The 26,351-nt window shown below is 71.6% G+C and carries 24 protein-coding genes; 18 read left to right on the forward strand and 6 right to left on the reverse strand.

Translation table 11 applies throughout. From position 1 onward, the window contains the following. The first annotated feature begins 5 nt into the window (after positions 1-5). The 7 genes from AB4Y76_RS00620 (at position 6) to AB4Y76_RS00650 (ending at position 6,992) form a co-directional block, all read left to right on the forward strand. On the forward strand, positions 6-416 hold the full coding sequence (locus AB4Y76_RS00620) for a VOC family protein (protein ID WP_441921408.1): 411 nt from the start codon (positions 6-8) through the stop codon (positions 414-416). Continuing rightward, positions 416-1,006 (forward strand): VOC family protein, encoded by a 591-nt coding sequence (locus AB4Y76_RS00625; protein WP_441921410.1) that lies wholly within the window; start codon positions 416-418, stop codon positions 1,004-1,006. The genes AB4Y76_RS00620 and AB4Y76_RS00625 overlap by 1 nt, the downstream gene beginning before the upstream one ends. After that, positions 1,003-3,378: an ATP-binding cassette domain-containing protein gene (locus AB4Y76_RS00630; protein WP_441921412.1), complete on the forward strand. Its 2,376-nt coding sequence runs from the start codon at positions 1,003-1,005 to the stop codon at positions 3,376-3,378. Before AB4Y76_RS00625 ends, AB4Y76_RS00630 begins: the two co-directional genes overlap by 4 nt. A gap of 96 nt (positions 3,379-3,474) precedes the next feature. Beyond that, on the forward strand, positions 3,475-3,999 hold the full coding sequence (locus AB4Y76_RS00635; RefSeq protein WP_441921413.1) for a hypothetical protein: 525 nt from the start codon (positions 3,475-3,477) through the stop codon (positions 3,997-3,999). Positions 4,000-4,032: 33 nt separating this feature from the next. Beyond that, a complete protein-coding gene (locus AB4Y76_RS00640) occupies positions 4,033-5,460 on the forward strand; it encodes a sensor histidine kinase (RefSeq protein ID WP_441921415.1) in 1,428 nt (475 codons plus the stop codon). Continuing rightward, positions 5,457-6,080, forward strand: coding sequence for a response regulator (locus AB4Y76_RS00645; protein WP_441921417.1), 624 nt, complete (start codon positions 5,457-5,459; stop codon positions 6,078-6,080). The genes AB4Y76_RS00640 and AB4Y76_RS00645 overlap by 4 nt, the downstream gene beginning before the upstream one ends. Positions 6,081-6,338: 258 nt before the next feature. Next, entirely contained in the window at positions 6,339-6,992 is a 654-nt protein-coding gene (locus AB4Y76_RS00650) for a maleylpyruvate isomerase family mycothiol-dependent enzyme (RefSeq protein WP_441921418.1), read from the forward strand. Positions 6,993-7,210: 218 nt separating this feature from the next. Here the strand turns inward: AB4Y76_RS00650 and AB4Y76_RS00655 are convergent, their stop codons facing one another. Next, positions 7,211-8,524 (reverse strand): MFS transporter, encoded by a 1,314-nt coding sequence (locus AB4Y76_RS00655; RefSeq protein WP_441921420.1) that lies wholly within the window; start codon positions 8,522-8,524, stop codon positions 7,211-7,213. A gap of 220 nt (positions 8,525-8,744) precedes the next feature. Here AB4Y76_RS00655 and AB4Y76_RS00660 point away from each other — a divergent pair, with 220 nt between their 5' ends. Continuing rightward, positions 8,745-10,847: a choice-of-anchor Q domain-containing protein gene (locus AB4Y76_RS00660; protein WP_441921422.1), complete on the forward strand. Its 2,103-nt coding sequence runs from the start codon at positions 8,745-8,747 to the stop codon at positions 10,845-10,847. A gap of 87 nt (positions 10,848-10,934) precedes the next feature. Here the strand turns inward: AB4Y76_RS00660 and AB4Y76_RS00665 are convergent, their stop codons facing one another. The 3 genes from AB4Y76_RS00665 to AB4Y76_RS00675 are packed head-to-tail and all read right to left on the reverse strand — an operon-like array spanning position 10,935 to position 13,900. Then, entirely contained in the window at positions 10,935-11,849 is a 915-nt protein-coding gene (locus AB4Y76_RS00665) for an oxidoreductase (protein ID WP_441921424.1), read from the reverse strand. Beyond that, positions 11,849-12,169: a GNAT family N-acetyltransferase gene (locus tag AB4Y76_RS00670; RefSeq protein ID WP_441921426.1), complete on the reverse strand. Its 321-nt coding sequence runs from the start codon at positions 12,167-12,169 to the stop codon at positions 11,849-11,851. Before AB4Y76_RS00670 ends, AB4Y76_RS00665 begins: the two co-directional genes overlap by 1 nt. Before the next feature lie 9 nt (positions 12,170-12,178). Then, entirely contained in the window at positions 12,179-13,900 is a 1,722-nt protein-coding gene (locus tag AB4Y76_RS00675; RefSeq protein ID WP_441921428.1) for a sulfatase-like hydrolase/transferase, read from the reverse strand. A gap of 145 nt (positions 13,901-14,045) precedes the next feature. Here AB4Y76_RS00675 and AB4Y76_RS00680 point away from each other — a divergent pair, with 145 nt between their 5' ends. From AB4Y76_RS00680 to AB4Y76_RS00705, 6 genes are all read left to right on the forward strand, one after another. Next, a complete protein-coding gene (locus AB4Y76_RS00680; RefSeq protein WP_441921430.1) occupies positions 14,046-14,648 on the forward strand; it encodes a nitroreductase family protein in 603 nt (200 codons plus the stop codon). A 67-nt stretch (positions 14,649-14,715) separates the two neighbouring features. Further along, a complete protein-coding gene (locus tag AB4Y76_RS00685) occupies positions 14,716-15,150 on the forward strand; it encodes a hypothetical protein (RefSeq protein ID WP_441921432.1) in 435 nt (144 codons plus the stop codon). Between the two features lie 78 nt (positions 15,151-15,228). Then, a complete protein-coding gene (lepB, locus tag AB4Y76_RS00690; RefSeq protein WP_441921434.1) occupies positions 15,229-15,885 on the forward strand; it encodes a signal peptidase I in 657 nt (218 codons plus the stop codon). Positions 15,886-16,021: 136 nt separating this feature from the next. Beyond that, entirely contained in the window at positions 16,022-17,542 is a 1,521-nt protein-coding gene (locus AB4Y76_RS00695; RefSeq protein ID WP_441921436.1) for a fatty acid desaturase, read from the forward strand. Between the two features lie 25 nt (positions 17,543-17,567). After that, positions 17,568-17,759 (forward strand): ferredoxin, encoded by a 192-nt coding sequence (locus AB4Y76_RS00700; protein ID WP_441921438.1) that lies wholly within the window; start codon positions 17,568-17,570, stop codon positions 17,757-17,759. A gap of 4 nt (positions 17,760-17,763) precedes the next feature. Beyond that, positions 17,764-18,393, forward strand: a complete 630-nt coding sequence (locus AB4Y76_RS00705) for a TetR family transcriptional regulator (protein ID WP_441921440.1) — start codon at positions 17,764-17,766, stop codon at positions 18,391-18,393. Between the two features lies 1 nt (position 18,394). On the opposite strand, the gene AB4Y76_RS00710 is transcribed toward AB4Y76_RS00705, so the two are convergent. Continuing rightward, the gene (locus tag AB4Y76_RS00710; protein WP_441921442.1) at positions 18,395-19,657 is read right to left on the reverse strand and encodes a DUF222 domain-containing protein; all 1,263 of its coding nucleotides are present in this window, start codon (positions 19,655-19,657) and stop codon (positions 18,395-18,397) included. Positions 19,658-19,838: 181 nt separating this feature from the next. Between AB4Y76_RS00710 and AB4Y76_RS00715 the strand changes: the two genes are divergently transcribed. Further along, positions 19,839-21,029 carry a M15 family metallopeptidase gene (locus tag AB4Y76_RS00715; RefSeq protein WP_441921444.1) on the forward strand — a complete coding sequence of 397 codons (1,191 nt, stop codon included), beginning with the start codon at positions 19,839-19,841 and terminating at the stop codon, positions 21,027-21,029. A gap of 107 nt (positions 21,030-21,136) precedes the next feature. Here the strand turns inward: AB4Y76_RS00715 and AB4Y76_RS00720 are convergent, their stop codons facing one another. Next, complete coding sequence (locus tag AB4Y76_RS00720; protein WP_441921446.1) at positions 21,137-21,895, reverse strand: ABC transporter permease; 759 nt, start codon at positions 21,893-21,895, stop codon at positions 21,137-21,139. A 43-nt stretch (positions 21,896-21,938) separates the two neighbouring features. Between AB4Y76_RS00720 and AB4Y76_RS00725 the strand changes: the two genes are divergently transcribed. Genes AB4Y76_RS00725 through AB4Y76_RS00735 form a run of 3 tightly spaced genes read left to right on the forward strand, consistent with a single transcriptional unit; the run spans position 21,939 to position 26,268 of the window. Then, on the forward strand, positions 21,939-22,916 hold the full coding sequence (locus AB4Y76_RS00725; RefSeq protein WP_441921447.1) for an NADPH:quinone oxidoreductase family protein: 978 nt from the start codon (positions 21,939-21,941) through the stop codon (positions 22,914-22,916). 29 nt (positions 22,917-22,945) lie between these two features. Beyond that, positions 22,946-24,913 carry a M13 family metallopeptidase gene (locus AB4Y76_RS00730; protein ID WP_441921449.1) on the forward strand — a complete coding sequence of 656 codons (1,968 nt, stop codon included), beginning with the start codon at positions 22,946-22,948 and terminating at the stop codon, positions 24,911-24,913. Continuing rightward, complete coding sequence (locus AB4Y76_RS00735) at positions 24,910-26,268, forward strand: outer membrane protein assembly factor BamB family protein (RefSeq protein ID WP_441921451.1); 1,359 nt, start codon at positions 24,910-24,912, stop codon at positions 26,266-26,268. Before AB4Y76_RS00730 ends, AB4Y76_RS00735 begins: the two co-directional genes overlap by 4 nt. The last annotated feature ends 83 nt before the right edge of the window (positions 26,269-26,351 follow it).

Genomic DNA, 26,351 nt, shown 5'->3' on the forward strand with positions numbered 1-26,351 from the left:
ACGACATGGACATCAACCTTCACTCCGCGTTCCTCCCGCACACCGACCGGGACACCGCCGTCGAGTTCTACTGCGACAAGCTCGGCATGGACCTGCGCAACGACGTCGGCTACAACGGCATGCACTGGCTGACCGTCGGTCCGACCGGGCAGCCGGACATGAACCTGGTGCTCACGCCCCCGGCCGCCGACCCCGGGGTCACCGAGGACGAGCGCCGCACCATCACCGAGATGATGGCCAAGGGCACCTACGCGATCCTCACCCTGGCGACCCCGGACCTGGACGCGACCTTCGACAAGCTCCAGGCCGCCGACGTGGACATCGTCCAGGAGCCGATCGACCAGCCCTACGGGATCCGCGACTGCGCGGTCCGCGACCCGTTCGGCAACCTGATCCGCATCAACGAGGTGAAGTGATGAGCGTCGACAGCCTCGTCCTGGAGGTGCCCGACCCGGCCGCCTCCGACCTGCTGCACAAGGCCCTCGGCGTCGACCACCTGGTGACGACCGAGCCGGCCTCCTCGCCCAGCGAGGGCTTCCGCGGCTTCACGCTGTCCCTGGTCTGCAAGCAGCCCGCCGACGTCGACGCGCTCGTCGAGGCGGCGCTGGCCGCCGGCGCGAGCGTGCTCAAGCCCGCGGCGAAGAGCTTCTGGGGGTACGGCGCGGTGCTGCAGGGGCCGGACGGGATCGTCTGGAAGCTGGCGGCGTCGTCGAAGAAGAACAGCGGCCCGGCGGTCGGCGAGTTCGAGCACCTCGTGCTGCTCCTCGGCGTCGAGGACGTGAAGGCGACCAAGCAGTTCTACGTCGACCGCGGGTTCGCGGTGCGGAAGAGCTACGGCGGCAAGTACGCCGAGCTGGTCAGCGAGCCGGTGAACCTGGCGCTCTACCCGCGCAAGGCGGCCGCCAAGGACGCCGGCATCGACCCGGCCGGATCCGGCTCGCACCGGATCACGCTGCGCGGCGACCGGGGAACTTTCATCGACCCGGACGGGTTCGTCTGGGCATGACCTCCCCCCAGCGCGGGCACCTCGCCGACAGCCACGACAGGATCCGGGTCCAGGGCGCCCGGGAGAACAACCTCAAGGACGTCAGCGTCGAGCTGCCGAAGCGCCGGCTCACCGTCTTCACCGGCGTCTCCGGGTCCGGCAAGAGCTCGCTGGTCTTCGGCACCATCGCCGCCGAGTCCCAGCGGATGATCAACGAGACCTACAGCGCCTTCGTGCAGGGCTTCATGCCGACGCTGGCGCGACCCGAGGTCGATCTGCTGGAGGGCCTGACCACCGCGATCATCGTCGACCAGGAGCGGATGGGCGCGAACCCGCGCTCGACGGTCGGCACCGCGACCGACGCGAACGCGATGCTGCGGATCCTCTACAGCCGCCTCGGTCAGCCGCACGTCGGACCGCCGACGGCCTTCTCGTTCAACGTGCCGACCCGCAAGGCCAGCGGCGTGATGAGCACCGAGAAGTCCGGCGGCCGGGTCGAGCGGAAGGCCGTCAAGGAGGCCGTCTACCTCGGCGGGATGTGCCCGCGCTGCGAGGGCATGGGGAACGTCAGCGACATCGACCTCACCGTCCTGTACGACGAGGAGAAGTCGCTCAACGAGGGCGCGATCACCATCCCGGGCTACAGCATGGACGGCTGGTACGGACGGATCTTCCGCGGCTGCGGGTTCTTCGACCCGGACAAGCCGATCAAGAAGTTCACCAAGAAGCAGCTCGACGACCTCCTCTACAAGGAGGCCACCAAGATCAAGGTCGAGGGCATCAACCTCACCTACCTCGGGCTCGTGCCGCAGATGCAGAAGTCGATGCTCTCCAAGGACGTCGAGGCGCTGCAGCCGCACATCCGGGCGTTCGTCGAGCGCGCGGTCACCTTCCAGCGGTGCCCCGAGTGCGACGGCACCCGGCTCGCGCCCGAGGCGCGCTCCTCGAAGATCGCCGGCAAGAGCATCGCGGACCTCTGCACGATGCAGATCAGCGACCTGGCCGGCTGGATCCGTGACCTTGACGAGCCGTCCGTGGCGCCGCTGCTCACCGGACTCCAGCACCTGCTCGACTCCTTCACCGAGATCGGGCTCGGCTACCTGTCCCTGGACCGACCGGCCGGCACGCTGTCCGGCGGTGAGGCGCAGCGGACCAAGATGATCCGCCACCTCGGGTCCTCGCTCACCGACGTCACCTACGTCTTCGACGAGCCGACCATCGGCCTGCACCCGCACGACATCGAGCGGATGAACCAGCTCCTGCTCCAGCTGCGGGACAAGGGCAACACCGTCCTCGTCGTCGAGCACAAGCCGGAGACGATCGCGATCGCCGACCACATCGTCGACCTCGGTCCGGGTGCCGGGACAGGCGGCGGCACGGTCTGCTTCGAGGGCGATCTCGAGGGGCTGCGCAGCAGCGGCACGATCACCGGCCGGCACCTGGACGACCGGGCCCGGCTCAAGGACGAGCTCCGCTCGGCCGCGGGCGTCCTGGAGGTCCGGGGCGCAGGCGCGAACAACCTGCGTGACGTCGACGTCGACATCCCGCTCGGCGTGCTCTGCGTGGTCACCGGCGTGGCCGGCTCGGGCAAGAGCTCGCTGATCCACGGGTCGATCGCCGGGCGCGACGGCGTCGTGGTGATCGACCAGGGCGCCATCAAGGGGTCCCGGCGCAGCAACCCGGCGACGTACTCGGGCCTGCTGGACCCGATCCGCAAGGCCTTCGCCAAGGCCAACGGGGTGAAGCCCGCGCTGTTCAGCGCCAACTCCGAGGGCGCCTGCCCGACCTGCAACGGCGCCGGCGTGATCTTCACCGAGCTGGGCGTGATGGCGACCGTCGAGTCCGTCTGCGAGGAGTGCGAGGGTCGCCGGTTCCAGGCGGCCGTGCTGGAGTACACCTTCGGCGGGCGCAACATCGCCGAGGTGCTGGCGATGTCGGTCACCGAGGCGGAGGGCTTCTTCTCCTCCGACGGCGCCGCCACCCCGGCCGCGCACAAGATCCTGGCCCGGCTGGAGGACGTCGGCCTCGGCTACGTCTCCCTGGGGCAGCCGCTCACCACGTTGTCCGGCGGCGAGCGCCAGCGGCTCAAGCTGGCGGCGCAGATGGCGGAGAAGGGCGACGTCTACATCCTCGACGAGCCGACCACCGGCCTGCACCTGGCCGACGTGCAGAACCTGCTGGCGATGCTCGACCGGCTCGTCGACAGCGGCCGCTCGGTCGTCGTCATCGAGCACCACCAGGCGGTGATGGCGCACGCCGACTGGATCGTCGACCTCGGCCCCGGCGCCGGTCACGACGGCGGCACCGTCGTCTTCGAGGGCACGCCGGCGGAGCTGGTGAAGGCCCGTACGACGCTCACCGGGCAGCACCTCGCGGCGTACGTCGGCGCCTGACGGGAGTGCCGCCCGGGAGGTACTAGTACCTAGGTCCGATGGCGGACCCGACCGCTGCGCGCGCAGGCTGGGTGCAACCCTGAAAGGACCCCATCCATGCTGAAGATCATCCTCGCCGCCGGCGCCCTCGTGGTTGCCGGTGTACCCGCCGCCTACGGCCTGGTCGGAAACGACTCCTTCACCCGTGACGTTCCGGTCCGGGTGCCCGAGCAGGCGCAGGTCGCGACCCCCAGTGCGACCCCCGACTCGGGGGCGACGGGCAGTGCGGACGATGACGGCACGGCCGATCAGGGGCCCGGCGACGCGCCGGGAACGAGTGGAGCCGGCGCCACCCCCAGCGCCGGCGCCACCTCGGGACACCACCGCGGTCACGGATCCGATGACGGCGCCGAGGCCGGCGACGACAACGGCGGCGACGGCGGCCACGGCACCGAGCCGGGTGATGACAACGGCGGCACCCGGCCCCGCGACGACCGCACCGAGACCGGTGACGACCGTGGCGGGCACGGCTCCGACGACGGTGGTTCTGGGAGCGGGGGAACGGGGAGCGGCGGCTCCGGCAAGGACAGTGGTTCGGACGACAGCGGTTCCGGTTCGGGCCGCGGCGGCTCGGACGACTGACCGGACCCGTCGCTCTCCACCACAATGGACTCGATGACCGACGACCCGCCCGACGTCACGCAGGCACTGCGAGCCGAGGACGGCGCCACCCGGGAGATCCCCCGGATGGCGCCGTGGCTCGTCGTGTCCCGGACCACCGACGGGTCGCCGGTGGAGCACGGCACCGCCCGGCTGCTGCGCCTGGTGGGCGTCGGAGCGCTCGTCGTCCTCCTCGGCGTCGGGCTGCTCGGCATCTACGCCGCGCACACCCTGGCGGAGCGGCAGTCGGTCAACGACGCCGCCAACACCGCCGACCTGCTCGCCGAGGCGGTGGTCCAACCGGCCCTCACCGACGCGGTCGCCGACGGTGACCCGGCCGCGGTCAAGGCCGTCAGCGACGCGCTCGCCGACTACCTGCAGACCTCCAGCCTGGTCCGGGTGAAGCTCTGGAACCGGGACGGGAAGATCGTCTACTCCGACGAGCCGCGCCTGGTCGGGCAGCAGTTCGACCTCAGCGCCGAGGAGCTCGCCGTCTTCGGCAAGCCGCTCACCCGGGCCGGCGTCTCCGACCTCGACGAGGAGGAGAACGTCTACGAGCGCGGCCACGGCAAGCTGCTCGAGGCGTACCGCCCGGTGTGGACCCCCGACGGCACCCCGCTGCTGTTCGAGACCTACGCGCCGTACGACGAGGTCAGCGACCGGACCGGCCAGCTCTGGCGCGGCTTCGCCGGTGTCACGATCACCAGCCTGCTGGTCTTCGCGGCGCTGCTCGTGCCTCTCCTCTGGGGCCTGCTGAGCAAGCTCCGCGAGGGCCAGCGCCAGCGGGAGGCGCTGCTGCAGCGCGCCGTCGACGCCTCCTCCGACGAGCGCCGCCGGATCGCCGGCACGCTGCACGACGGGGTGGTGCAGGAGCTGGCCGCCACGTCCTTCGCCGTCAGCGGCGCCGCCGCCCGGTCGGAGCGGCTCGGTGACGAGGCCCTGACCGGGGAGCTGCAGTCCTCGGCCCGCACGCTGCGGGGGAGCATCGGCGGGCTGCGCACCCTGCTGGTGGACATCTACCCGCAGTCGCTGGCGTCGGCCGGGCTGCTGGAGACCCTCCGCGACCTGTCCGGGACGCTGCGCTCGCGCGACATCGCCGTCCACCTCGACCTGCCCGATCACGACCCGGGGCTCGGCCCCGAGGGGGACCGGCTGGTCTTCCGGATCGCGCACGAGTGCCTGCAGAACGTCCGCAAGCACTCCTCGGCGGCGAACGTGTGGCTCCGGCTCGGGTCGACCGGCGACGCCGTGGTTCTCGAGGTCGCCGACGACGGCGTCGGCTTCGACCCCGCCGCCGCGCTGACCGCGCCGGCCGACGGCCACTTCGGGCTCCGCGTCCTCGGCGACGTCGCCTCCGACGCTGGCGCCGAGCTCGCGGTCTCCTCGGCGCCGGGTGCCGGCTGCCGCTGGAGGCTCACGGTCCGGAAGCCGGGGCCGCGATGACCATCGACGTCCTGCTGGTCGACGACCACCCGCTGGTCCGCGCCGGGCTGGCCGGGCTGCTCTCGGCGACCGAGGACGTCCGCGTGGTCGGGGAGGCCGACGACGGCGCCGTCGCCGTGACCCAGGCCCGGGCGCTGCGACCGGACGTGGTGCTGATGGACATCTCGATGCCGGGGACCGACGGGATCGAGGCGACCCGGCTGATCCTCGACGAGGGGTTCGGCGGCGCGGTGGTGATGCTGACCTCCTTCTCCGACCGGACCCGGGTCACCGACGCGCTCGCCGCCGGAGCGGTCGGCTACCTCCTCAAGGACTCCGAGCCGGACGACGTCCTCGCGGCGATCCGGTCCGCCGCCGCCGGTCACACCCCGCTGGACCCGCGGGTCGCCGGCGCCCTGCTGCCGAGCCGGCGGGACGCCCCCGGGGCGGACCTGAGCGCACGGGAGCGCGAGGTCCTGGCCCTGATCGCGGAGGGCCTGGCCAACAAGCAGATCGCCCGCCGCCTGGACATCGCCGAGCGCACCGTGAAGGTGCACGTCGGCAACGTCTTCCGCCGCATCGGCGTCGCCGACCGCACCAGCGCCGCCCTCTGGGCGCGCGACAACCTGCCCCCGGCGTGAGGGCCCCGGTTTAGACCTGGTCTGGTCCGGGAACAGTCCCGGCGCCCGGAACCCGCGTCATGAACCGCGGGGTCCGCCGTCCCCTCTGCGGAACGGCGCTGGGTACGCGCCGCCGGGTGAAGGGACACGTCATGGGCTTCGGTATCGCGTTCGGGGTTCTGCTCATCGTCGCCGGGGCGCTCAGCCTCGCCCGGTCGGCTCGCGTCGAGCCCGCGGTGGAGCGCGACCAGCTCGTCTGAACGGGTCTACGCTCGGCCCATGACTGATCCGGTCGACGTCTGGGCCGTCGTCGCCGCCGAGCGTGGTGCTCTCGCCGAGGACCTCGCCTCGCTCACCGACGAGCAGTGGCAGACGACCTCGCTCTGCTCGGCGTGGTCGGTACGCCGCGTCGTCGGCCACATGACCGCGACCGCCTCGCTGACCCCGCTGACCTTCGTCGGCAACCTGGCCCGGGCGGGCTTCAGCTTCAACACGTTCGCCAACAACCAGATCGACAAGCACCTCGGCCCCGGCAACCGGGCCACCCTGGCGAACTTCCGTGCCGTGCAGCACTCCACCTCCGCGCCGCCCGGACCGAAGCTCTCCTGGCTCGGCGAGGCGCTGGTGCACGCCGAGGACGTACGCCGCCCGCTCGGCATCGCGCACGCCTACGACCCGGCGGCGGTCCGGGCGGCGGCCGACTTCTACCGGGGCTCGAACCTGCTGATCGGCAGCAAGGACCGGATCGCCGGCCTGCGGCTCCAGGCCACCGACGCCTCCTGGTCGCACGGCGACGGGCCGGAGGTCGCCGGCCCGATGATGTCGCTGCTGATGGCGATGACCGGACGGGTCGCCGCCACCGAGGACCTCGCCGGGCCGGGGGTCGCGACGCTGCGGGAGCGCACCCTAGCCCGGGACCAAGGTCCTGCCTAGACCCGTCGTGCACCGTCCACGACCCGCCGATGTGGTGTTGGCGCGGGTGGGTGGCGAGGAGCAGAGTGGGGTGACAGCCACGGCGACGGCGCCGTGGTCGGTCAAGGGGGAAGCACATGGCCGTTGGACTCGCGATCGGTGTCCTGCTCATCGTCCTGGGGATCATCCGGCTGACCGGCCCCGGCCGGGTGTAGCCGCCGGTCCCGGACCCGCCGCCGTCAGGTGAGCGGGTTCTCGAGCTCGTCCTGGGGCAGCTTCCAGACCAGGATCGCCACGACGGCGAAGATCCCCGGTGCGATGCCCGCGATCAGGAACGTGGCGGTCAGCCCGATCAGGTCGGCGACCGGCCCGGCGAGCGCCATCGAGACCGGCATCAGGCTGACCGAGACGAAGAAGTCCAGGGACGCCACCCGGCCGAGCAGGGCGGGCGGGACCCGGCGCTGCAGCAGCGTGCCCCAGATGACCATCGGCGCCGAGAAGAGCCCGCCCAGCAGGAAGGCGCTCACCACGACGACCCAGAGGTGCGAGGTCAGCCCCATCGCCACGAACGGCAGGCAGCCGACGCCCCACATCAGGTTCATCAGGGTCAGGTAGCGCCGGGGCATCGGGCGCGACGCCATCACCAGCGAGCCGACCGCGCCGCCGATGCCGAACGCGGCCAGCACCATCGCGTGGTCCCGCGGCCCGCCGCCGAGCTCGTCCTTGACCAGGAACGGGATCAGCACCTCGAACGGGCCCATCATCGCCAGGATCATCAGCGAGGCGAACAGCAGCGTCGCGAGCAGCCACGGCGTGCGGACCATGTACCGGAACCCCTCGGCCATGTCCGTCAGCGCCGAGGCGACCGGGTGACCGGCGGAGACGGCGTCGAGGTCGCGGCGTACGGGCGTGCGGGGCACCGCCGCGAGGGCGATCAGCCCGGCCGCCGAGGACGCGGCGGCGACGGTGAACGCGGCGCCGGGTGAGGCGGTGCCGACCACGGCACCGGCGACGGCGGGACCGATCGCCTGCCCGATCGTCGGACGCACCATCCCCTCGAACCCGTTGACCGCCATCAGGTCCTCGGCCGGGACGAGCGCGGGCAGCCAGGCCGAGTACGCCGGGTAGTAGAACGCCATCCCCATCCCGGTGACGAACGAGACGGTGGCGAGCTGCCAGACCTGGGTCAGGTCGGCCAGCGAGAGCAGCGCGACCAGCGACATCCCGGCGAGCTCGACGGCGGCGACGCAGAGCAGGATCGACTTCTGCGGCACCCGGTCGGCGACCACCCCGCCGAGCAGCGCCGGCAGCAGCACCCCGATCGCCGCGCAGGTCGACACCAGGGACAGCTGGGCCGGGCCGCCGCCGGTCCGGATCACCTCCCAGACCAGCGCCACCAGCCAGACCCCGCCGGCGAACGTGCTGAGCACCAGGGCGAGGGCGAGCTTGCGGTACGACGCCGAGCGGAACGGGGTGAGCGCCCGCGGCAGGGAACGCCCCTGCGCCTGGTCGCCGACGGTGTCGGCCACCGACTCGGTCAGCGGGTCGCTCATCGCCCCAGTCTCACCGGCGCGGGTCGCCGGCGCGACCGAGATACGCCGGCCTCACCCGGGCCTCACCCGGGGTTCGTCCAATTGGCGTAGGCACCTCGTCCTGCTGGTGTATTGCCGCTGGACCGTGGGGGTCGCATGGTGAAGCGGAGGGATCGGGGGGTCCACCAAGTCGCGAGCATCGGGTCGCGACACCCTCGCGTGCCCAGGTCGGGGGACCATCATGCGGAGCAGTAGGACAGCAGCAGCGCAACCGGAGCGCAACGGCCACCGGTGGCGCGCCGCGCCGTACGCCGTCCTGGTCGCCGCGCTGGGCGCGTCGCTCGGGTTGTCGGTGGCGCCGGCGCAGGCAGCCTCCTTCGTCGTGCAGAACCTGGACGACGCCGGCGTCGGCAGCCTCCGGGCCATGATCGACGCGGCGAACGCGTCCTCGGGTCCGGACGTGATCACTTTCCAGGCCGGTCTGACCGGGACGATCACGCTCACCACCGGGGAGCTGGTCGTGAGCGAGGGCGTCACCATCGCCGGCCCGGGGTCCGGGCAGCTCACCGTGAACGCCGGCGGCCTGAGCCGCGTCTTCGACATCCACGCCGACACCCCGGGGGCCTCGGCGGTGACCCTCTCGGGCCTCACCCTGGCCAACGGGATGGCACCGCCCGACCCCGCTCCGGTCAACCCGGGTGACCTCGACGAGGGCGGTGCGATCCTCGCCACCAGCGCGGGCGCCGGCGCCCTGACCCTGTCCGACGTGGTCGTCTCCGGCAGCACCGGTGGCGCCGGCGGCGGCGTGCTCGTCCGCCGGCTCGCGGTGACGATCACGAACTCGACGTTCAGCGGCAACACCGCCGGGTTCGACGGCGGCGCGATCCGCGGCTTCACCAGCAACGTGTCGATCACCGACTCCACGATCAGCGGCAACACCGCGGCTCTGACCGGCGGCGGGATCCGGGTCAGTGCCGGCAGCCTGAGCCTGCTGCGCACGGCCGTCTCCGGGAACACCGCGGCCCAGGCCGGCGGCGTCCGGGCCGCGACCGGCGCGACCGCCTCGGTCGACTCCTCGAGAATCTCCGGGAACACCGCGTCCGGCGCCACCGGGATCACCGGCAACGGCGGCGGCATCATGCTCGACGACCTGGCGGCCGGGAGCAGCTCGATCCGGAACTCGTTGATCTCCGGCAACACCGCCGCGGTGAACGCCGGCGGCATCGACATCGGCACCGGCGCCGTCTCCGTCAGCAACGTGACGGTGGTCGACAACAGTGCCGGCAACGAGGGCGGCGGCATCCGCTTCAACGGCGGTACGACGACGATGACGGGCGCGACGGTCACCGGCAACACCGCCAACCACGGCGGCGGCGTCCTCTCCACCGGCCCGGGAGCCACGGTGCGCAGCTCGATCCTCGCGGGCAACACCTCGACCGGAGATGCCTCCGAGCGCGACCTGACGCTGCGGACCCTGCCCGGCGACGGCCCGGTCCACCTCGACTACTCGCTGGTGCAGACGGCGCCCCCGGCGGGCGCGTTCACCGCGCCTACGCCGGGGTCGGACCTGCTCGGTCAGGACCCGCAGCTGGCGGCCCTCGGCGACAACGGCGGCCCGACCCAGACCCGGCGGCCGCTGAACGGCAGCCCGGTGCTGGACCACGGCAGGTCCTTCGGCCTGGCCCAGGACCAGCGCGGCCGGTTCCGTCCGGTCGACCTGGCCGGTGTCGCCAACGCCGCCGGCGGCGACGGCGCCGACATGGGTGCCTTCGAGCTCTCGTCCACCTCGGGCGCCACCGCGGTGCAGAACCTGGCGGCGCCGACCGTCGCCGGGTCCGCCCGGCTCGGCGCGACGATGACCGCGACCAGCTCGGGCTCGTGGAACCCGGTGAACGCGACCCTGAGCCGGCAGTGGCTGCGCAACGGCGCGGCGATCCCGGGTGCGACCGGCGCCAGCTACACCGTCGCAGGCGCGGACGTCGGCAAGTCGATCTCGCTCCGGGTGACCGGCTCGATGCCCGGCTTCACCTCGACGTCGGCCACCAGCACCGCCTCCGCCACCGTCAGCGCCGGGACGCTCGTCCTGAGCGGGACGCCGCGGATCAGCGGCCGGACCAAGGTCGGCAAGACGCTGACCGCGGTGCCGCCGACGGCACGGCCGGCGGCGTCGGTCCGCTACCAGTGGTTGCGCAGCGGGAAGGCGATCCGGGGGGCGACGAAGGCGACGTACAAGCTGCGCAAGGCGGACGCCCGCAAGCGGATGAGCGTGAAGGTGACGTACGTCCGGAGCGGCTACGTCCCGAAGGTGGTCCTGATCCGGAAGGCCGGAACGGTCCGGAAGTGAGGGTCCGGAAGTAGGGGGGCGGGGTTGGAGGCAGGCACGGCGGCGCCTGCCTCCACCTCCGAGGCGGGTGGCGTTCGTGGCACCGGGTCAGACCAGGGGCGCGAACGCCACTCCCGTCTTCTCCTCGCTCTGGGTCCACAGCTTCGCGGCCAGATCCTCGTCGAGGGCGTGCTTGTTGAGCTTGGCGGGGCCGATCGGGCCGCGGCTCTCACCGAGCCGCTGCGGCCCGGTGTAGGAGCCCGGCTCGGCGAAGGTGGCGGCGTACAGGGTGGGGTTCGCGCCGGCCGCCGCAGACTGGAAGATGACTCGCATCAGGGCCGGCGTGACCGCGCGGACCAGCGGGTTGGCGCCCATCCCGTTCGGGTCCGGGACCAGGCCGGTGGCCGCGACGCCGGGGTGCGCCGCCGTCGAGGTCAGCGGGCTGCCGGCCGCGGCGGCCCGCTTCTGCAGCTCCCGGGCGAAGAGCACGTTGGCGAGCTTGGAGCGGCAGTAGCCCATCTCCGGCGAGTAGCCCTCGACCGGATTTCCCTCGAGGACGCGGCCGTCGCTGCCGAGGTGCGCGACCGAGGCGACGGTGACCACCCGGGGCGCGGCGGTGCTCAGCAGGGCCGGCAGCAGCAGGCCGGTGAGGGCGAAGTGGCCGAGGTGGTTGGTCCCGAGCATGAGCTCGAAGCCGTCCTCGGTCTCCCGGTGGTGCGGCGGCCGCATCACGCCGGCGTTGTTGACCAGCAGGTCGAGCGGGCCGTCCCAGCGCTGCGCGAAGTCGCGGACCGAGGCGAGCGAGGCCAGGTCGAGCGCCTCGACCCGGACCGGGCCCGACGTCGTCGCGGTCATCTTCGCGGCGGCCTTCGCGGCGGCGGTGGTGTCCCGGCAGGCGAGCACGACCTCGGCGCCGTGCCGGGCCAGCTCCCGCGCGGTGTGGAACCCGATCCCGGAGTTCGCGCCGGTGACGACCGCGACGGTGCCGGTCAGGTCGGGCAGGTCGCGGGCGGTCCACCCCATCAGGCGTCGTCCGCCGGCTCGTCGAGCGCCGAGCGACCGTGCAGCAGGTCCTGGTAGTCGGGGTGCTTCTCGATCCAGCTCTTGTAGAACGGGCACTGCGCGACGACGTCGCGCTCGCCCTCGGCGCGGATCTCGTCGAGCGAGGTCCGCACCAGCGCGCCGGCGATGCCGTGGCCCTCGAACGCGGGCAGCACCTCGGTGTGGACGAAGACGATCGAGTGCCCGCGCAGCTCGTACATCGCGATCCCGGCCAGCTCACCTCCGAGGTGGGCCTCGTAGCGGGACTTCTCGGGGTTCTCGGTGACCAGCACGTCGCTCATGCGGACAACCTACCGACCGTAGTAGCGCGCCTTCGCCCGTTCCGCGGTGCTCCACTGCTGGGCGAGCTCGGACGGCGTCGTCCGCAGGTCCTTCGGGAGCTCGGCCCGGCAGGCCGCGCCCGCGCAGGAGCGGTACTTCGCCCAGAGTGCGGTCAGCTGTGCGCGGACGCCCGCGTACGCCGGGTCCTTCCAGACGCTGGTGAGCTCGTTGGGGTCGCGGAAGAGGTCGTAGAGCTCGGCCTCGCCGGTGGAGTACCGGATCAGCTTGTAGCGGCCGGTGCGCAGGCCCGAGGTGGTGAAGCCGGCCGGGACGCCGGTGCCGGACTTGCGCCTCAGGTCGGGCAGCAGGCCCTCGGTGACGACGGCCGTGTCCCAGTCGCGGTCCGGTCCGCGGAGCACGCCGGCCTGCGAGGCGCCGTCCATCGCCGGCAGCGGCTGGGCGCCGCCGAGGTCGAGGATCGTCGCGGTCAGGTCGAAGGTCGTCACCGGGGTGTAGCGCGCTCCGGCGCCGATGCCCGGGCCGGCGACGGCGAGCGGCACGTGCAGGACCGGCTCGTGGGCCTTGATCTTGCCGAGGCGCTGGCGGTGCTCGCCGAGGTAGTACCCGTTGTCGGAGGTGAACATGATGACCGTGTTCGCGTACTCGCCGGTGTCCTTGAGGCGCTGCACGATCTTGCCGAACTCGACGTCCCAGGCGTAGATGGACTCCGCGCGCTGCCGCTCGGTGTCGCGCAGCCGGCGCTTCTCGGTCGGCGTGGTCTCGGCGAGCCGGGAGATGTTCCGCGGCTTGTCGCGGACGTCGGCCTCGGCGGGCCCGTGGACCGGCTGGCCGAACGCGTGCGTGACCTGCTTGTCGAAGCGGCCCTTCACCCAGCCGGGCCGGGCCGGGGTGACGAACTTCTGCACCCGGCCGCTGGCCTCCCGGTACGGCGCCGGGTCGTCGCTCTCCCGCGGGCCGCCGTGGTGCGGGGCGACCGGGGTGACCCAGAGGAAGAACGGCTTGCTGCTGCGGTGGTACTTGGTGATGAGGCCGCGGACCTCGGTGCCGATGACGTTCGAGGAGTACTTGCCCGGGTGCATCACGGTCTTGCCGTTGATGTTCTGGGTGAAGTCGAAGTAGTTGTAGGTGTTGCCGTGCAGGCCGGAGCCCTTCGGCCAGCGTGTCTCCAGGCCGACCATCCAGTCGGTCCAGCCGGCGGGGACGTAGTGCTGCGAGGCGCGTCCGGTGACGCGGGACTTCTGGTCGCCGTACTTGTTGAGGTACTTGCCGACCAGCGCGGTCTGGTAGCCGGCGGCCTGCATCCGGCCGGCGACGGTGAGGTGGTCGTCCAGGGCCCCGAACCCGTACGGCGCCTCGTGGTAGAGCACCCGGTGGTTGTGGGCGTACTTGCCGAGCAGGAAGCTCGCCCGCGCCGGGCAGCACAGCGGGTACGGCGAGAAGGAGTTGCGGAAGTCCAGCCCGCGGGAGCGGACGTACTTGCGGGCGTTCGGCGCGAAGCGCATCTCGTCGGAGCGCATGTCGTCGAGCATCACGACCAGGACGTTCGGCTTGGCCTCGCCGGCTGCTGCCGCGATCGCGGGCGCGGCGGCCGGAGCGGACGCGGCGCTGCTCCGGGGCGCGGTCGGGGCGGTCGTCACCGCGGCGACGATGCCGACGGCGAGCAGGCCGGCGGACGCGGCGACGGCGGAGGCGCGCAGCACGGAGCGGCGCGGGAGGGACGAACGGAGCACCGAGGTATTACACCTGATGATTCCAAGCGTGGTGCGCACGAGGGGCCCCTTCTCAGCGGACTCTTTGTCTACTAGTACAGTAGACAAAACCTGTCCGGGAAGGGCGGGCTGGAAGAAATGGGGTGCCATGATGGTTGAAAGTTTCATGACCACGACCACACTGCGCGAGATCGACCCGCTGCTCCGCGACCGCTGGAGCCCGCAGGTCTACGACCCCACCCACGAGCTCGACGACGCCGACCTGGCGCTGCTGCTCGAGGCGGCTCGCTGGTCGCCGAGCGCCGGCAACTCCCAGCCGTGGGCCTTCCTGGTCGCCCGCCGAGGCGAGCCCGCGCACGCCGCGCTGATGGACGCGCTCAGCCGCGGCAACAAGAGCTGGGTCCCGGCCGCCAGTGCCGTGCTGATCAGCCTGCACCGGGTCGGCGACGACGAGGACCCCGCCCTCACCTACAGCGACTACGCCGCCTACGACCTCGGGCAGGCGGTCGCCCACCTCACCGTCCAGGCGCAGGCGATGGGCCTGCACACCCACCAGTTCGCCGGCTTCGACCACGGCCGCGTCGCCGAGCTCTTCCGGGTCCCGGCCGCGTGGAAGGTGACCACCGCCATCGCCGTGGGCGAGCGTCCCGCGGACGACCTCCTCGCCGAGGCCGACCCGGCGCTGATCGAGCGCGAGGCCGCCCCGCGGGTCCGCAAGGACCTCGCCGACTTCGTCTTCTCCGACCAGTTCGGCGCCCCGCGCTGGTGATCTCTCGCCGGTGGTCCCGCCCTGGTGGTCCGGCTGGTCCGGTGACTCCTGACCTACCCTCGACCTCGTGCGCGTCCTGCTCGTCCTCCTCGTCGTCGCGCTGGTGAACCTGCCGGCGGTCCACGAGCGGTGGACCGACCACCAGATCCAGGAGCAGGGCGTCTTCGTCGAGGGGATCGTGAAGCACGCGCGCACCATCGACGGCCGCAACCTCGTCGACTACACGCTGCCGAAGGACTTCGACCCGAAGCAGACGCTCTTCTCGGTCGCGCTCGACGACGAGGCGTACTACCTCGCGAAGACCAAGGACCGGATCGCCGTCACCGCGATCCCCGGCAAGCCCGGGATGAACCGCCCCGAGGGCGAGAAGCCGAACCCGCTCTTCACCGTCGCCGCGATCACCGCCGACCTGATCCTGCTCGTCGTCGCCGCCCTCTGGGTCTGGCGCCGCCGCCAGCAGGGCCGTCGCCCGGACTGGCTGCCGCCGCTCCCGGAGGCGTGAGCTCTCTTCGGAAGAATTCAGGCACCGGCGAGCGCATCAAGCCGACGCGGCGCGCCGGGCCGACCTACAGTCCCCGGCGTGACCGAAACCGCTGCCGCCACGAAGAAGCCCGGACTGCCCGTCTGGCAGGAGAGCCTGCTCCTGCTGGTGATCGCGGTGGTGCTCGCGGTCGTCGTCAAGAGCTTCTTCCTGCAGGCGTTCTACATCCCGTCGGCGTCGATGGAACCGCAGCTGGTGAAGAACGACCGGATCCTGGTCGAGAAGGTCTCCTTCTGGGGCAGCGGTACGCCGCACCGCGGTGACGTCGTCGTGTTCGCCGACCCGGGCGACTGGCTGGGGGGCGAGGGGCAGGCGACGGCCAACCCGTTGGCCCGCGGTCTCCAGGTGGTCGGGCTCTACCCCGCCGGCGGTCACCTCGTGAAGCGGGTGATCGGCGTCGGCGGCGACCGGGTGCGGTGCTGCGACGCCGACGGGCGGATCACGGTGAACGGCAAGGCGCTGGACGAGTCGTCGTACCTGCCGGAGGGGACCGAGCCCTCGGAGAAGACCTTCGACGTCCGGGTGCCCGCGGGGCACCTCTGGGTGATGGGTGACAACCGCGGCAACTCGGCCGACTCGCGCGCGCACCTGGACCAGCCGGGCGGCGGGTTCGTGCCGGTGGACCTCGTGGTCGGCAAGGTGTGGGCGCTCGTCTGGCCGTGGAAGCGCGCCCAGCTCGTCCACGCGCGGCCTTGATCGTGTGACCTGGGCCACCAAACTTTACAAGTCACACCCTCTTGTCAAACGGCTTTACATTCCGTACCTTCGTGTCAAGTGCCCGGTACCTCCCCAGGTCCTCTCACCAAGCCGGGCGTGGCGGAAGGAGAGCTCGATGGCTATCAGCGACATCCCGAACTCGACGGTCCCGGAAGGGTCGACCGAGATCTGGAAGGACAAGAAGCGCTACCTCTGGCTGATCGGTCTGGTCGTGCCCAGCCTCGCCTTCGTGGCCGCCGGCGCGTACATCGTGACCGGCTGGGGTGCCTGGCTCTGGATCGGCCCGATCGTGATCCTCGGCGTCGTCCCGGCCATCGACCTGATCGCCGGCCTCGACTCCGCCAACCCGCCCGACGACGTGATCGAGGCGCTGGAGCAGGACAAGTACTACCGCTGGATCACCTACCTGTTCCTGCCGATCCAGTACATCGGCTTCTTCGGTGCGATGGCCGTGATCGCCGGTGAGAACCCCGCCGGCTGGCTGGTGAACACCCTCGGCCTGCACGACTGGGCGGCCGGCCTCCCGTTCGCCGACCGGCTGCTGTCGCAAGACCTCGGCCTGACGACGTTCGACAAGATCGGCCTCGCGGTCTCGATCGGTGCCATCGGCGGCATCGGTATCAACACCGCCCACGAGCTCGGCCACAAGCGCGAGGCCAACGAGCGCTGGCTCTCCAAGATCGCCCTGGCGCAGAGCTTCTACGGCCACTTCTACATCGAGCACAACCGCGGCCACCACGTCCGCGTCGCGACCCCCGAGGACCCCGCGTCCAGCCGGATGGGCGAGACCTTCTACCGGTTCTGGCCGCGCACCGTCTGGGGCTCGCTGAAGAGCGCCTGGCACCTGGAGAAGAAGCGCTACGCCCGTAAGAACCAGCACCCGTACCGCCTCGGCAACGACGTCCTCAACGCCTGGCTGATGTCGGCCGTGCTCTGGGGCAGCGTGATCGCGATCTGGGGCTGGGACATGCTGCCGTACCTGGTGATCCAGGGCGTCATGGGCTTCACGCTGCTGGAGGTCGTCAACTACCTCGAGCACTACGGGATGCTGCGCCAGAAGGTCGGCGTCGGTGACCGCCAGCGCTACGAGCGGGTCGACCCGAGCCACTCCTGGAACTCGAACAACATCGCCACCAACGTGCTGCTCTACCACCTGCAGCGGCACAGCGACCACCACGCGAACCCGACCCGGCGCTACCAGACGCTGCGCGACTTCGAGGAGTCGCCGGTGCTGCCGACCGGGTACGCCGGGATGATCGTGCTCGCCCTCTTCCCGCCGCTGTGGCGCCGGGTGATGGACCCCAAGGTGGTCGCCCACTTCGGTGGTGACCTCACGCTGGCGAACATCCAGCCCGGCAAGCGCGAGAAGCTCTACAAGAAGTGGGGCGTCGTCGAGCACGCGCACGAAACCCTGGCCTCCGACGTCACCGTCACGATCGCCGACGTCACCGGGGTCGAGGTGCTCGCCGCGAAGTGCCCGGGCTGCGGCTACACCTACGAGGTCGCCGCCGGCAACGAGCTGGAGGGCTTCGCCGCCGGCACCGCCTGGGCGGACATCCCCGCCGACTGGTGCTGCCCCGACTGCGGTGTCCGCGAGAAGATCGACTTCGTCCCGGTCGACCCGGCGAAGGTCTGAGGCTGATTCCGATGAGGAGCGTGCGATGAGGATCCTGGTCGATCGCGACAAGTGCGAAGGCCTCGGCATGTGCGAGGCGATGGCGCACGAGTACTTCGAGCTCGACGACGACGACGTGATGGTGCTCCTGGAGGAGAACCCGCCGGAGTCGGAGCGGGACAAGGTCCACGCGGCCGTCCAGGCGTGCCCGGTTCTCGCGCTGAGCCTGCAAGACTGACGTCATGACCAGCGAGGTGACACCCAGGCCGGGGCTGACCGCCCTCGTGCCCGGGTACGCCGGCGGCTCGCCCGGCAGCACCTGGCGCGAACGACTGATCGTCGAGGCCGCCGACCTGACGAAGGCCGGCGGCTGGCAGGCGATCACGATGGCCAAGCTCGCCGACCGGGTCGGGGTCAGCCGGCAGACGGTCTACAACGAGATCGGCTCCAAGCAGCAGCTCGCCGAGGCGATGATCATGCGCGAGCTCGAGGTCTTCCTGCGCAGCGTGGACGCCGCCTTCACCGACCACCCCGACAACCTGGTCACGGCGATCCGGCAGGCGGCGTACGCCGTGCTGAGCAACGCGCGCAACAACCCGCTGCTGCACGCGGTGCTCTCGGCCAGCCACGGCGCGGAGAGCCAGCTGCTCCCGCTGCTGACCACCCAGGTCGAGCCGATCATCGACGCGGCCCACGGCCTGATCCGCGGTCACCTGGAGTCCTACGACGTCCCGCTGGACGAGTCCCGCGTCGACGCGCTCGTGGACATGGTGATCCGCCTGGTGCTCAGCCACGTCACCGCGCCGACCCGGTCACCCGATCAGACCGCCGACGACATCGCCTACATCGCCGAGCGGGTCCTCCGCTCGTAGCTCACGTCCTTCGGTGGAAGGTGAGGGAGCCGTCGCGTGCTCGGGTGTGTTGGTAGTGCGGGTCGTGGATGCGTCGGTGGTGCCAGTGGCAGAGCGGGATCGCTTGGTCGAGGTCGGTCTTGCCGCCGTGTGACCAGGGGTCTTGGTGGTGGAGTTCGCACCAGGCGTAGGGGCGTTCGCAGCCGTCGGCGGCGCAGGTGTGGTGGCGGAGGCCGAGGGCGGTGCGTTGGGTCTCGGTGAAGAGTCGGGAGGATCTGCCGAGGTCCAGGGGGAGTGATGCGCCGCCGAGGACGGCGGGGATGATCCCGGCGTTGCAGGCGAGTCGGCGGGCTTCTCCGGCGGAGAGGTCGGTGCCGGTGTCGAGGTGGGCGACCTGGAGGGCCTCGCGCAGGGTGTCGTGCTCGACGGTGACGATCAGGGTTGCGGCGGTGCGCGGGTGCAGGTGGTCGGTGGGCAGGTGCTCGAGGAGTTCGCAGAACGCCTCGCCGCGGGCGCGGTCCCAGTCGGTGCGAGCCTCGCGGTCGCCGATCTGGGCGGCGCTCGCGCCGAGCCGGCCGCGACGAGGTGCGGTGATGGCTTGCAGGACCTTGCGCAGCAGGTGGCCCTGGGCGGTGGGGATCGTGAAGTGCCCGGTCAGGGTGCCGTCCTTGTTGTCGTGCAGGGTCAGCCGGGTCCGGGTCCGGGCGTGGTCTTCCTCGGCGGCGAGGAGGTCGTTCTCGTGGGCGTTGACGACGACAGGGTCGGGTTCGACCGCGGCCAGTGCGCGCCGGGCGGCGCGACGCAGGCCGCCCGGGGACAGGGAGCGAGCCTTCTCCACGAGCGCGGCTTCCACGATCTCGCGCTGCTCGTGGGTCACCGAGACGGGCAGGTCGCGGTCGGCGCGCACGATCACCGCGGCGTGCTCGGCCGAGATCGTCCCGGCCAGGAGCGCTTCTTGGGTCCGGGCCCGTTGGTTCAGGCCGGTGGCGAGCCCGACCTGCCGTTGGGCCTCGATCTGGTCGGTGTTCGCAAGCTTCGCGGCCCACTGCCCGGTCGAGGCCGCACCGGCCTTGAGCGCGGTCTTCGACCGGTCGGCCGCGGCCAGGACCCGCATCCGTAGCGCGGCGACCCGGGACTCGGCCCGGACCAGGGACTGCAGCAACGCCGCCTGAGCCTCGCCGGAGAGTCCGTCGACCTCGACCCCGCAGACCCGGTCCAGGCAGGCGTGCAGCTCGGCCGCCGGCGAAGCGGCCGGTGCGTCGAGGAGGTCGGTGCCTGAGGTCATGCCCCAAGTCTGATCGAACACCTGTTCGATATCTACGCCGAAACCAGATCTGTGGAGAACCTGCCGACGACGCCTTGAAGCAGGCGCCCGGGCCTCTCCGTGGAACTCCGTGGAACACCGGCCTGAATTGTCCGTTCCTGGCTACGATGGGCCCGTCACAGGTGTGGGGGATCGAGGGAGCATGGGGACGAAGGCCGCTCGCTGGTGCGCGCTCGCGCTCGGCGCTGCCCTGACCCTGACCGCCACCGCCTGCGGCGGCAGCGCGGTGAAGGCGGACGACGACGCCTCGTCGAGCGCCCGCCCGTCGCCGGTCTCCGCCACCGACGTCGCCATGAAGCACCCCGGCAAGTTCGAGCCGCCGGTGCAGTCGCCGGACATCCTGGTGCAGAGCCAGGACCCGCTGCCGAAGTCGGTCGTGGAGAAGGCGAAGAAGATCAAGGGCGTCGTCGCCACCGAGCAGTTCTCGCTCGCCACCTTCTACGCCGAGGAGAGCGCGGTCACGTACGCCGCCGTCGACCCGGCCACCTTCCGCGCGTTCACCTACGGCGGCACCGCGACGACGGCCGACGTCTGGGACCGGGTCGCCGACGGTGAGATCGCCGTCCAGCCCGAGCTCAAGGACACTCTCGCCACGCCGGACGGCGAGGTCGCGATGGGCAACGAGGACGATGCCCCGAAGGCCCACCTCGGCGCGATCGCTCCGCTGGTCGACCACTCGAAGATCGCCGCGGTGGTCAACGAGAAGTGGGCCGCGCCGCTGCACATGGTCCGCGGGAACGCGCTCCTCGTCTCGACCGGCAACTCGTCCGCGCTGCCCGCGCAGAAGGCCCTCGCCGCCTTGATCGGCGACCGCGGCACCGCCACCCTGCTCGCGCTGAACTTCGACATCCACGCCGCCCAGACGGCGGTCCTCACCGGCGGTTCGGTCGCCCGCGCTGTCGGCTCGTTCACCTACACGGCCAACCGCGACGGCACCGTGAACCCGGACCCGCGCTGGGTGCGCGACTTCATCCGCACCGAGCAGGTCCCGATCCTCGGGACCGTGCGCTGCAACAAGGCGATGCTGCCGCAGCTCCGGGCAGCGCTGACCGACATCGTGCGGCTCAAGCTCACCAGCTCGATCCACCCCGGCGAGTACGGCGGCTGCTACGTGCCGCGCTACATCGCCCGCGACCCGTCGAAGGGCCTCTCCTTCCACACCTGGGGCACCGCGATCGACCTCAACGTCCCCGGCAACCAGCGCGGCACCGCCGGCCTGATCGACCGCCGCGTTGTCGACATCTTCCGGCGCTGGGGCTTCAACTGGGGCGGCACCTGGCGCTACACCGACCCGATGCACTTTGAGCTGGCCCGGATCGTCAAGGTCGGCTGAGCGAGCTCAGGTACCGCACCTGGCGGCGTTGTCGTCGGTCGACGGCCCGCTCCGCTCGAAGGCCGCCTTCCCTCCTCTGCCTTGCCATGCACAGCACCTGACCCCGCTCAGTTGATCAGTGCGGCTCGCAGGTCCGACGGCAGCAATCGGCGCCGAGTGATGAGCCGTTCGCCGACCGACACCGTGATCGTCTGCGCGGTCATGATGCCGAAGAGGACCAGGGCCTGGGCGGTGGCGGCCTGGACCGGCGTACCGCCGCCGAGCATGACGCCGATGAAGGCCCCCGGCAGCGTCACGAGCCCGGTGGTGCTGACCTGGTCCATGCCGGGCAGCAGGGCGTCGGGGACCCGGCGGTGCACGATCTCGTGGATCCCCCACGCGGGCTTCATGCCGAGGGCCAGCGCGGCCTCGTACTGGGCGTGCTCCTCGCGCAGCACCGGGAACGCGCGCCGGCCGACGAGGGTGTTCGCGGTCATCGCGTTGCCGATCACGATGCCGGCGATCGGGATGATCGCGATGCCCTCCCACGGGATCGCGCCGCTGGCCAGCACGACGACGAGCACCGGCACGATCCCGGACGCCATCGCCAGCGCGGACCAGGACCACGCCGGGACGGCGCCGATCCGCCGGGACGTGGTCGCGACCGCGATCACGAACATCAGGGCGACGAAGGCGAAGGAGAGCGCGAGGTCGTCGACGACGGCGCGGATCAGCAGCGCCACGACGGTGAGCTGGACCAGCGCGCGCACCGACGCGACCAGGGCAGGGCGTCCGAGGCCGTAGCCGGCGTACCGGTGCGCGACCAGCGTCAGGAGCAGCAGGACGGCCAGCGCCGCGGCGACCGGCCAGCCCGGTTCGATGCTCACCGCCCCAGGCTAGGGCGGACGGAGGCCCGGTAGCGTGCACGGCATGCGCGCAGCCCAGGTGACCCGCCTCGACGGACCGTCCGCCATCGAGATCAACGACGTACCGGAGCCCGGGCCGGAGGGGCCGTTCGGGCCGCAGGTCCTCGTCGACGTGCACGCGGTCGGGACGTCGTTCCCGGACCTGCTGCTCTCCAAGGGCGAGTACCAGATGAAGCCGGAGCCGCCGTTCACCCTCGGAGTCGACTTCGCCGGCGTCGTCCGCAGTGCCCCCGACGGGACCGGTTTCGCGCCCGGCGATCGGGTCGCCTGCTGCCTGGCGTACGGCGGCGCGGCCGAGACCGTCGGCCTGGGCCCGGACAGCGTCTTCCCGTTGCCGGACAACCTGTCGTTCGAGCAGGGCGCCGCGATCCCGATGAACTACCTGACCGCGCAGTTCGCGCTGAAGGAGCGCGGCCAGCTCCAGGCCGGCGAGACCGTGCTCGTGCACGGTGCCGCCGGCGGTGTCGGCACCGCGACCATCCAGGTCGCCAAGGGGTACGGCGCGACGGTGATCGCCGTCGTCTCCACCGACGAGAAGGCCGCGATCGCGAAGGCGGCCGGGGCCGACGAGACGGTCCTGGTCGACGGCTTCCTGGCCGCCACCAAGGAGCTCACCGGCGGCCGGGGCGTCGACGTCGTGCTGGACGTGGTCGGCGGCGACCTCTTCACCGACTCGCTGCGCGCGCTCGCTCCGCAGGGCCGGCTGCTCGTCGTCGGCTTCGCCGGCGGCGCGATCCCCGAGGTCAAGGTGAACCGCCTGCTGCTCAACAACGTCGACGTGCGCGGCGTCGGCTGGGGCGCCTACGCGATGGTCCGGCCCGGCTACATGGCGGCGCAGTGGCGCGAGCTGGAGCCGATGATGGCCGACGGCACCATCGCCCCGCCGCTGGGCGCGGTCTACGACCTGGCGGACATGGGCCGGGCGCTGCAGGAGATGGAGGACCGCAAGACGCTGGGAAAGACCGTGCTTCGGGTGCGTTGACCTGGGGTCGCACGGTTAAAGTCTCTGGCGTGACGATTCTCGATGACGCCCGTGAGGGCATGGACCTGGAGATCCGCCCGCAGGACGACCTGTTCGGGCACGTGAACGGCCGCTGGCTGCGCGACGCCGAGATCCCCTCCGACCGAGCCTCCTGGGGCCCGTTCGTGATGCTCGCCGACGCCGCCGAGGCGCACGTCCGCGAGATCATCGAGGACTGCACCGCGGGGAAGGTCGACGGCGACGACGCCAAGAAGATCGGCGACCTCTTCGCGAGCTTCATGGACACCGACCGGATCGACGAGCTCGGCACCACCCCGATCCTGGGCGTGCTGGCCGCGATCGACGACCTCAAGGACCTCCGTGGCCTGGCCGCGTTCCTCGGCGAGTTCGAGCGCACCGGCGGCGGGGGGCTCTTCGGCTCGTACGTCGACACCGACGACCGCGACTCCGACCGCTACCTCGTCAACGTCGTCCAGGGCGGCATCGGCCTGCCGGACGAGAGCTACTACCGCGAGGAGAAGTTCGAGGAGATCCGCGGCAAGTACGTCGACTACCTCGAGACGATCCTGAAGCTGGCCGACCGGCCGGACGCGCGCGCCACCGCGGAGACCGTGTTCGCGCTGGAGAAGCGGATCGCCGAGGGGCACTGGGAGCGCGCCGAGACCCGGGACGTCATCAAGACCTACAACCTGACCTCGTACGACGAGCTGCGGGCGCTGATCCCGTCGTTCGACCTCGACGTCTACGTCCGCAACCTCGGCGGCGACCCGGTGTCGGACACGGGCGGGACCTTCGCCGAGACGGTCGTCCGGCAGCCGTCGTACCTGGAGCACCTGGAGAAGGTCCTCGGCGAGACCTCGATCGAGCAGTGGAAGGCGTTCCTCGCGGTCCGCGCGATCCGCTCGGCGGCCGGCTACCTGCCGGACGCGTTCGTCGAGGCGAACTTCGACTTCTACGGCCGCACGCTCTCCGGCACCCCCGAGCTGCGGGCCCGGTGGAAGCGCGGCGTCAGCCTGGTCGAGGGCGGTCTCGGCGAGGCCGTCGGCCGCGAGTACGTCGCCCGGCACTTCCCGCCGCGCTCCAAGGAGCTGATGGACGAGCTGGTCGCCAACCTGCTCGAGGCCTACCGGCGGAGCATCGCCACGCTCGACTGGATGGGCGAGGACACCAAGCAGCGGGCCTACGACAAGCTCGACACCTTCCGCCCGAAGATCGGCTACCCGGTGAAGTGGCGGGACTACTCGGGCCTGCCGATCGACGCCGGCGACCTGCTCGGCAACATCATCAACATCGCGGCGTTCGAGACCGACCGCCAGCTCGCCAAGATCGGCGCGCCGGTCGACCGCGACGAGTGGTTCATGCTGCCGCAGACCGTGAACGCCTACTACAACCCGGGCACCAACGAGATCTGCTTCCCGGCCGGCATCCTGCAGAAGCCGTTCTTCTCCCCGGACGCCGACGCGGCCGAGAACTACGGCGGCATCGGCGCGGTGATCGGCCACGAGATCGGTCACGGCTTCGACGACCAGGGCGCCCAGTACGACGGCCACGGCAACCTCAACGACTGGTGGACCGCCGACGACAAGGCCGCTTTCGAGCTGAAGTCCAAGGCGCTCATCGAGCAGTACGACGGCTTCGAGCCGCGCAACCTGCCGGGTGAGCACGTCAACGGTTCGCTGACCGTGGGCGAGAACATCGGCGACCTGGGCGGTCTGACGATCGCGCACAAGGCCTACGAGATCTCGCTCGACGGGGCCGAGGCGCCCGAGCACGACGGCCTCAGCGGCTTCCAGCGGCTCTTCCTGAACTGGTCCTACGTGTGGCGCACCAAGCGCCGCAACGAGCTGGAGCAGCAGTACCTGACCACCGACCCGCACAGCCCGCCGGAGTTCCGCGCGAACATCGTGCGCAACCTCGACGAGTTCCACCTCGCCTTCGGGACGCAGCCGGGCGACGGGCTCTGGCTCGACCCGGAGGACCGCGTCCGGATCTGGTGACGGACGGGACCGCCGCGAGCGGGTCCGAGGACCAGCACGGCCGGCGTACGTGGCTGCCGATCGCGGTCGCCGGGGCGCTGGTCGCCGCGGTGATCGGCGTGGTCGCGATCCGCTCCGACCCGCTGACCTGCGCGAAGCGGGTCGACGCGAAGAGCCCGCTGCTGTCGGTCGACGGCATGGCCGCGCAGCCGGACCAGCGCCTGGACACGCTGGCGGCGGCGGTGAACGGCTGGGCCGACCCGTTCGGGCCGGTGCGCGCGGGAGTCGGCTACGACTACGACCAGTGGCTGCACCTGTACGGGCTCTCCGACGGGCTGCTGGCGCTGACCAAGGACAACGCCCGGATGTCGCTGGTCGACGACGCCAGCCTGGAGGCCCGCTGGTCGCTGGTGCCGGCGACGAAGCGGACCGCGTGGGACGCCTCGGACGACGACTTCCTGCTGCTCGACCTGACGAAGGACTCCCCGACCCGAGTCGGCTCGTTCGACCTGGCGTCGGGCAAGGAGAGCTGGTGCCTGGAGGTGCCGGCCGCGCACGCGGACGGCGAGCCGGTGGCGACGACGTACCTGGACGGCGGGTCCGGGAAGGGCGACGTGCTGGTCGCGTTGCCGAAGGACGCCGGCCTGCTGGTGACGCGGCTGCGGGGCAAGGACGGCCAGGTCGTCTGGTCGAAGACGTTGACGGGAGTCGGTCGCGGCGACTACCTCGGGCCGCTCGACCAGGACACCTTCGTGCTCGGCGGTGTCGAGGAGTACCGGCTCGCCACCCCCGACCCGAAGGGCCGCGGCGGTGCGGTGATCCGCGCGTTCGCGCAGAAGGACGGCGCCCGGGAGTGGACCTGGGACGCGGACCCGGGGACGGCGGCGCACGTGGTTGGCGTCCACGACGGACACACCCTCGTCGTGACCGCCACCGCAGGGCGGAGCGCGCTGCTGGCGCTGGACGACGAGGGCGGCGAGGTCTGGCGGATCCGCCCGGCCGGTGACGCGGTCGAGTCCACGCTGCGCGGCGACGTCGTCCTGATGCGGACCAAGACCGGCCTCGACGCGTACGACGCCGCCACCGGGAAGCCCCGCTGGCACACCGACGTCCCGACGGACCGGACCTACTTCCCGTACGGCTTCACGCTCTCCCAGATGCCGTCGCTCGACGCCACCCACGTGCTGATGCCGACCACGACCGCGCTGCGCGTCCTCGACGTCACCACCGGGAAGAGTGCGCCGTACCCGCTGCCGACCGACGGCATCAGCACCACCTACTGGCCCTACCAGCTGGCCGTCACGCCGAAACTGCTCGGCGTCGTCACCAACACCGGCGGCGTCGTCGCGGACCGCATCCCCGCCACCGCTGGGTGACGGCCTTCCCCGCTGGTTGAGGAGGTCGCGCAGCGACCGTGTCGAAACCCTGTCGGCGCCGGGCCGTAGGGTCGTCGGGTGAT

This window comes from Marmoricola sp. RAF53 (genome assembly GCF_052114005.1).
GTDB lineage: Bacteria > Actinomycetota > Actinomycetes > Propionibacteriales > Nocardioidaceae > Marmoricola.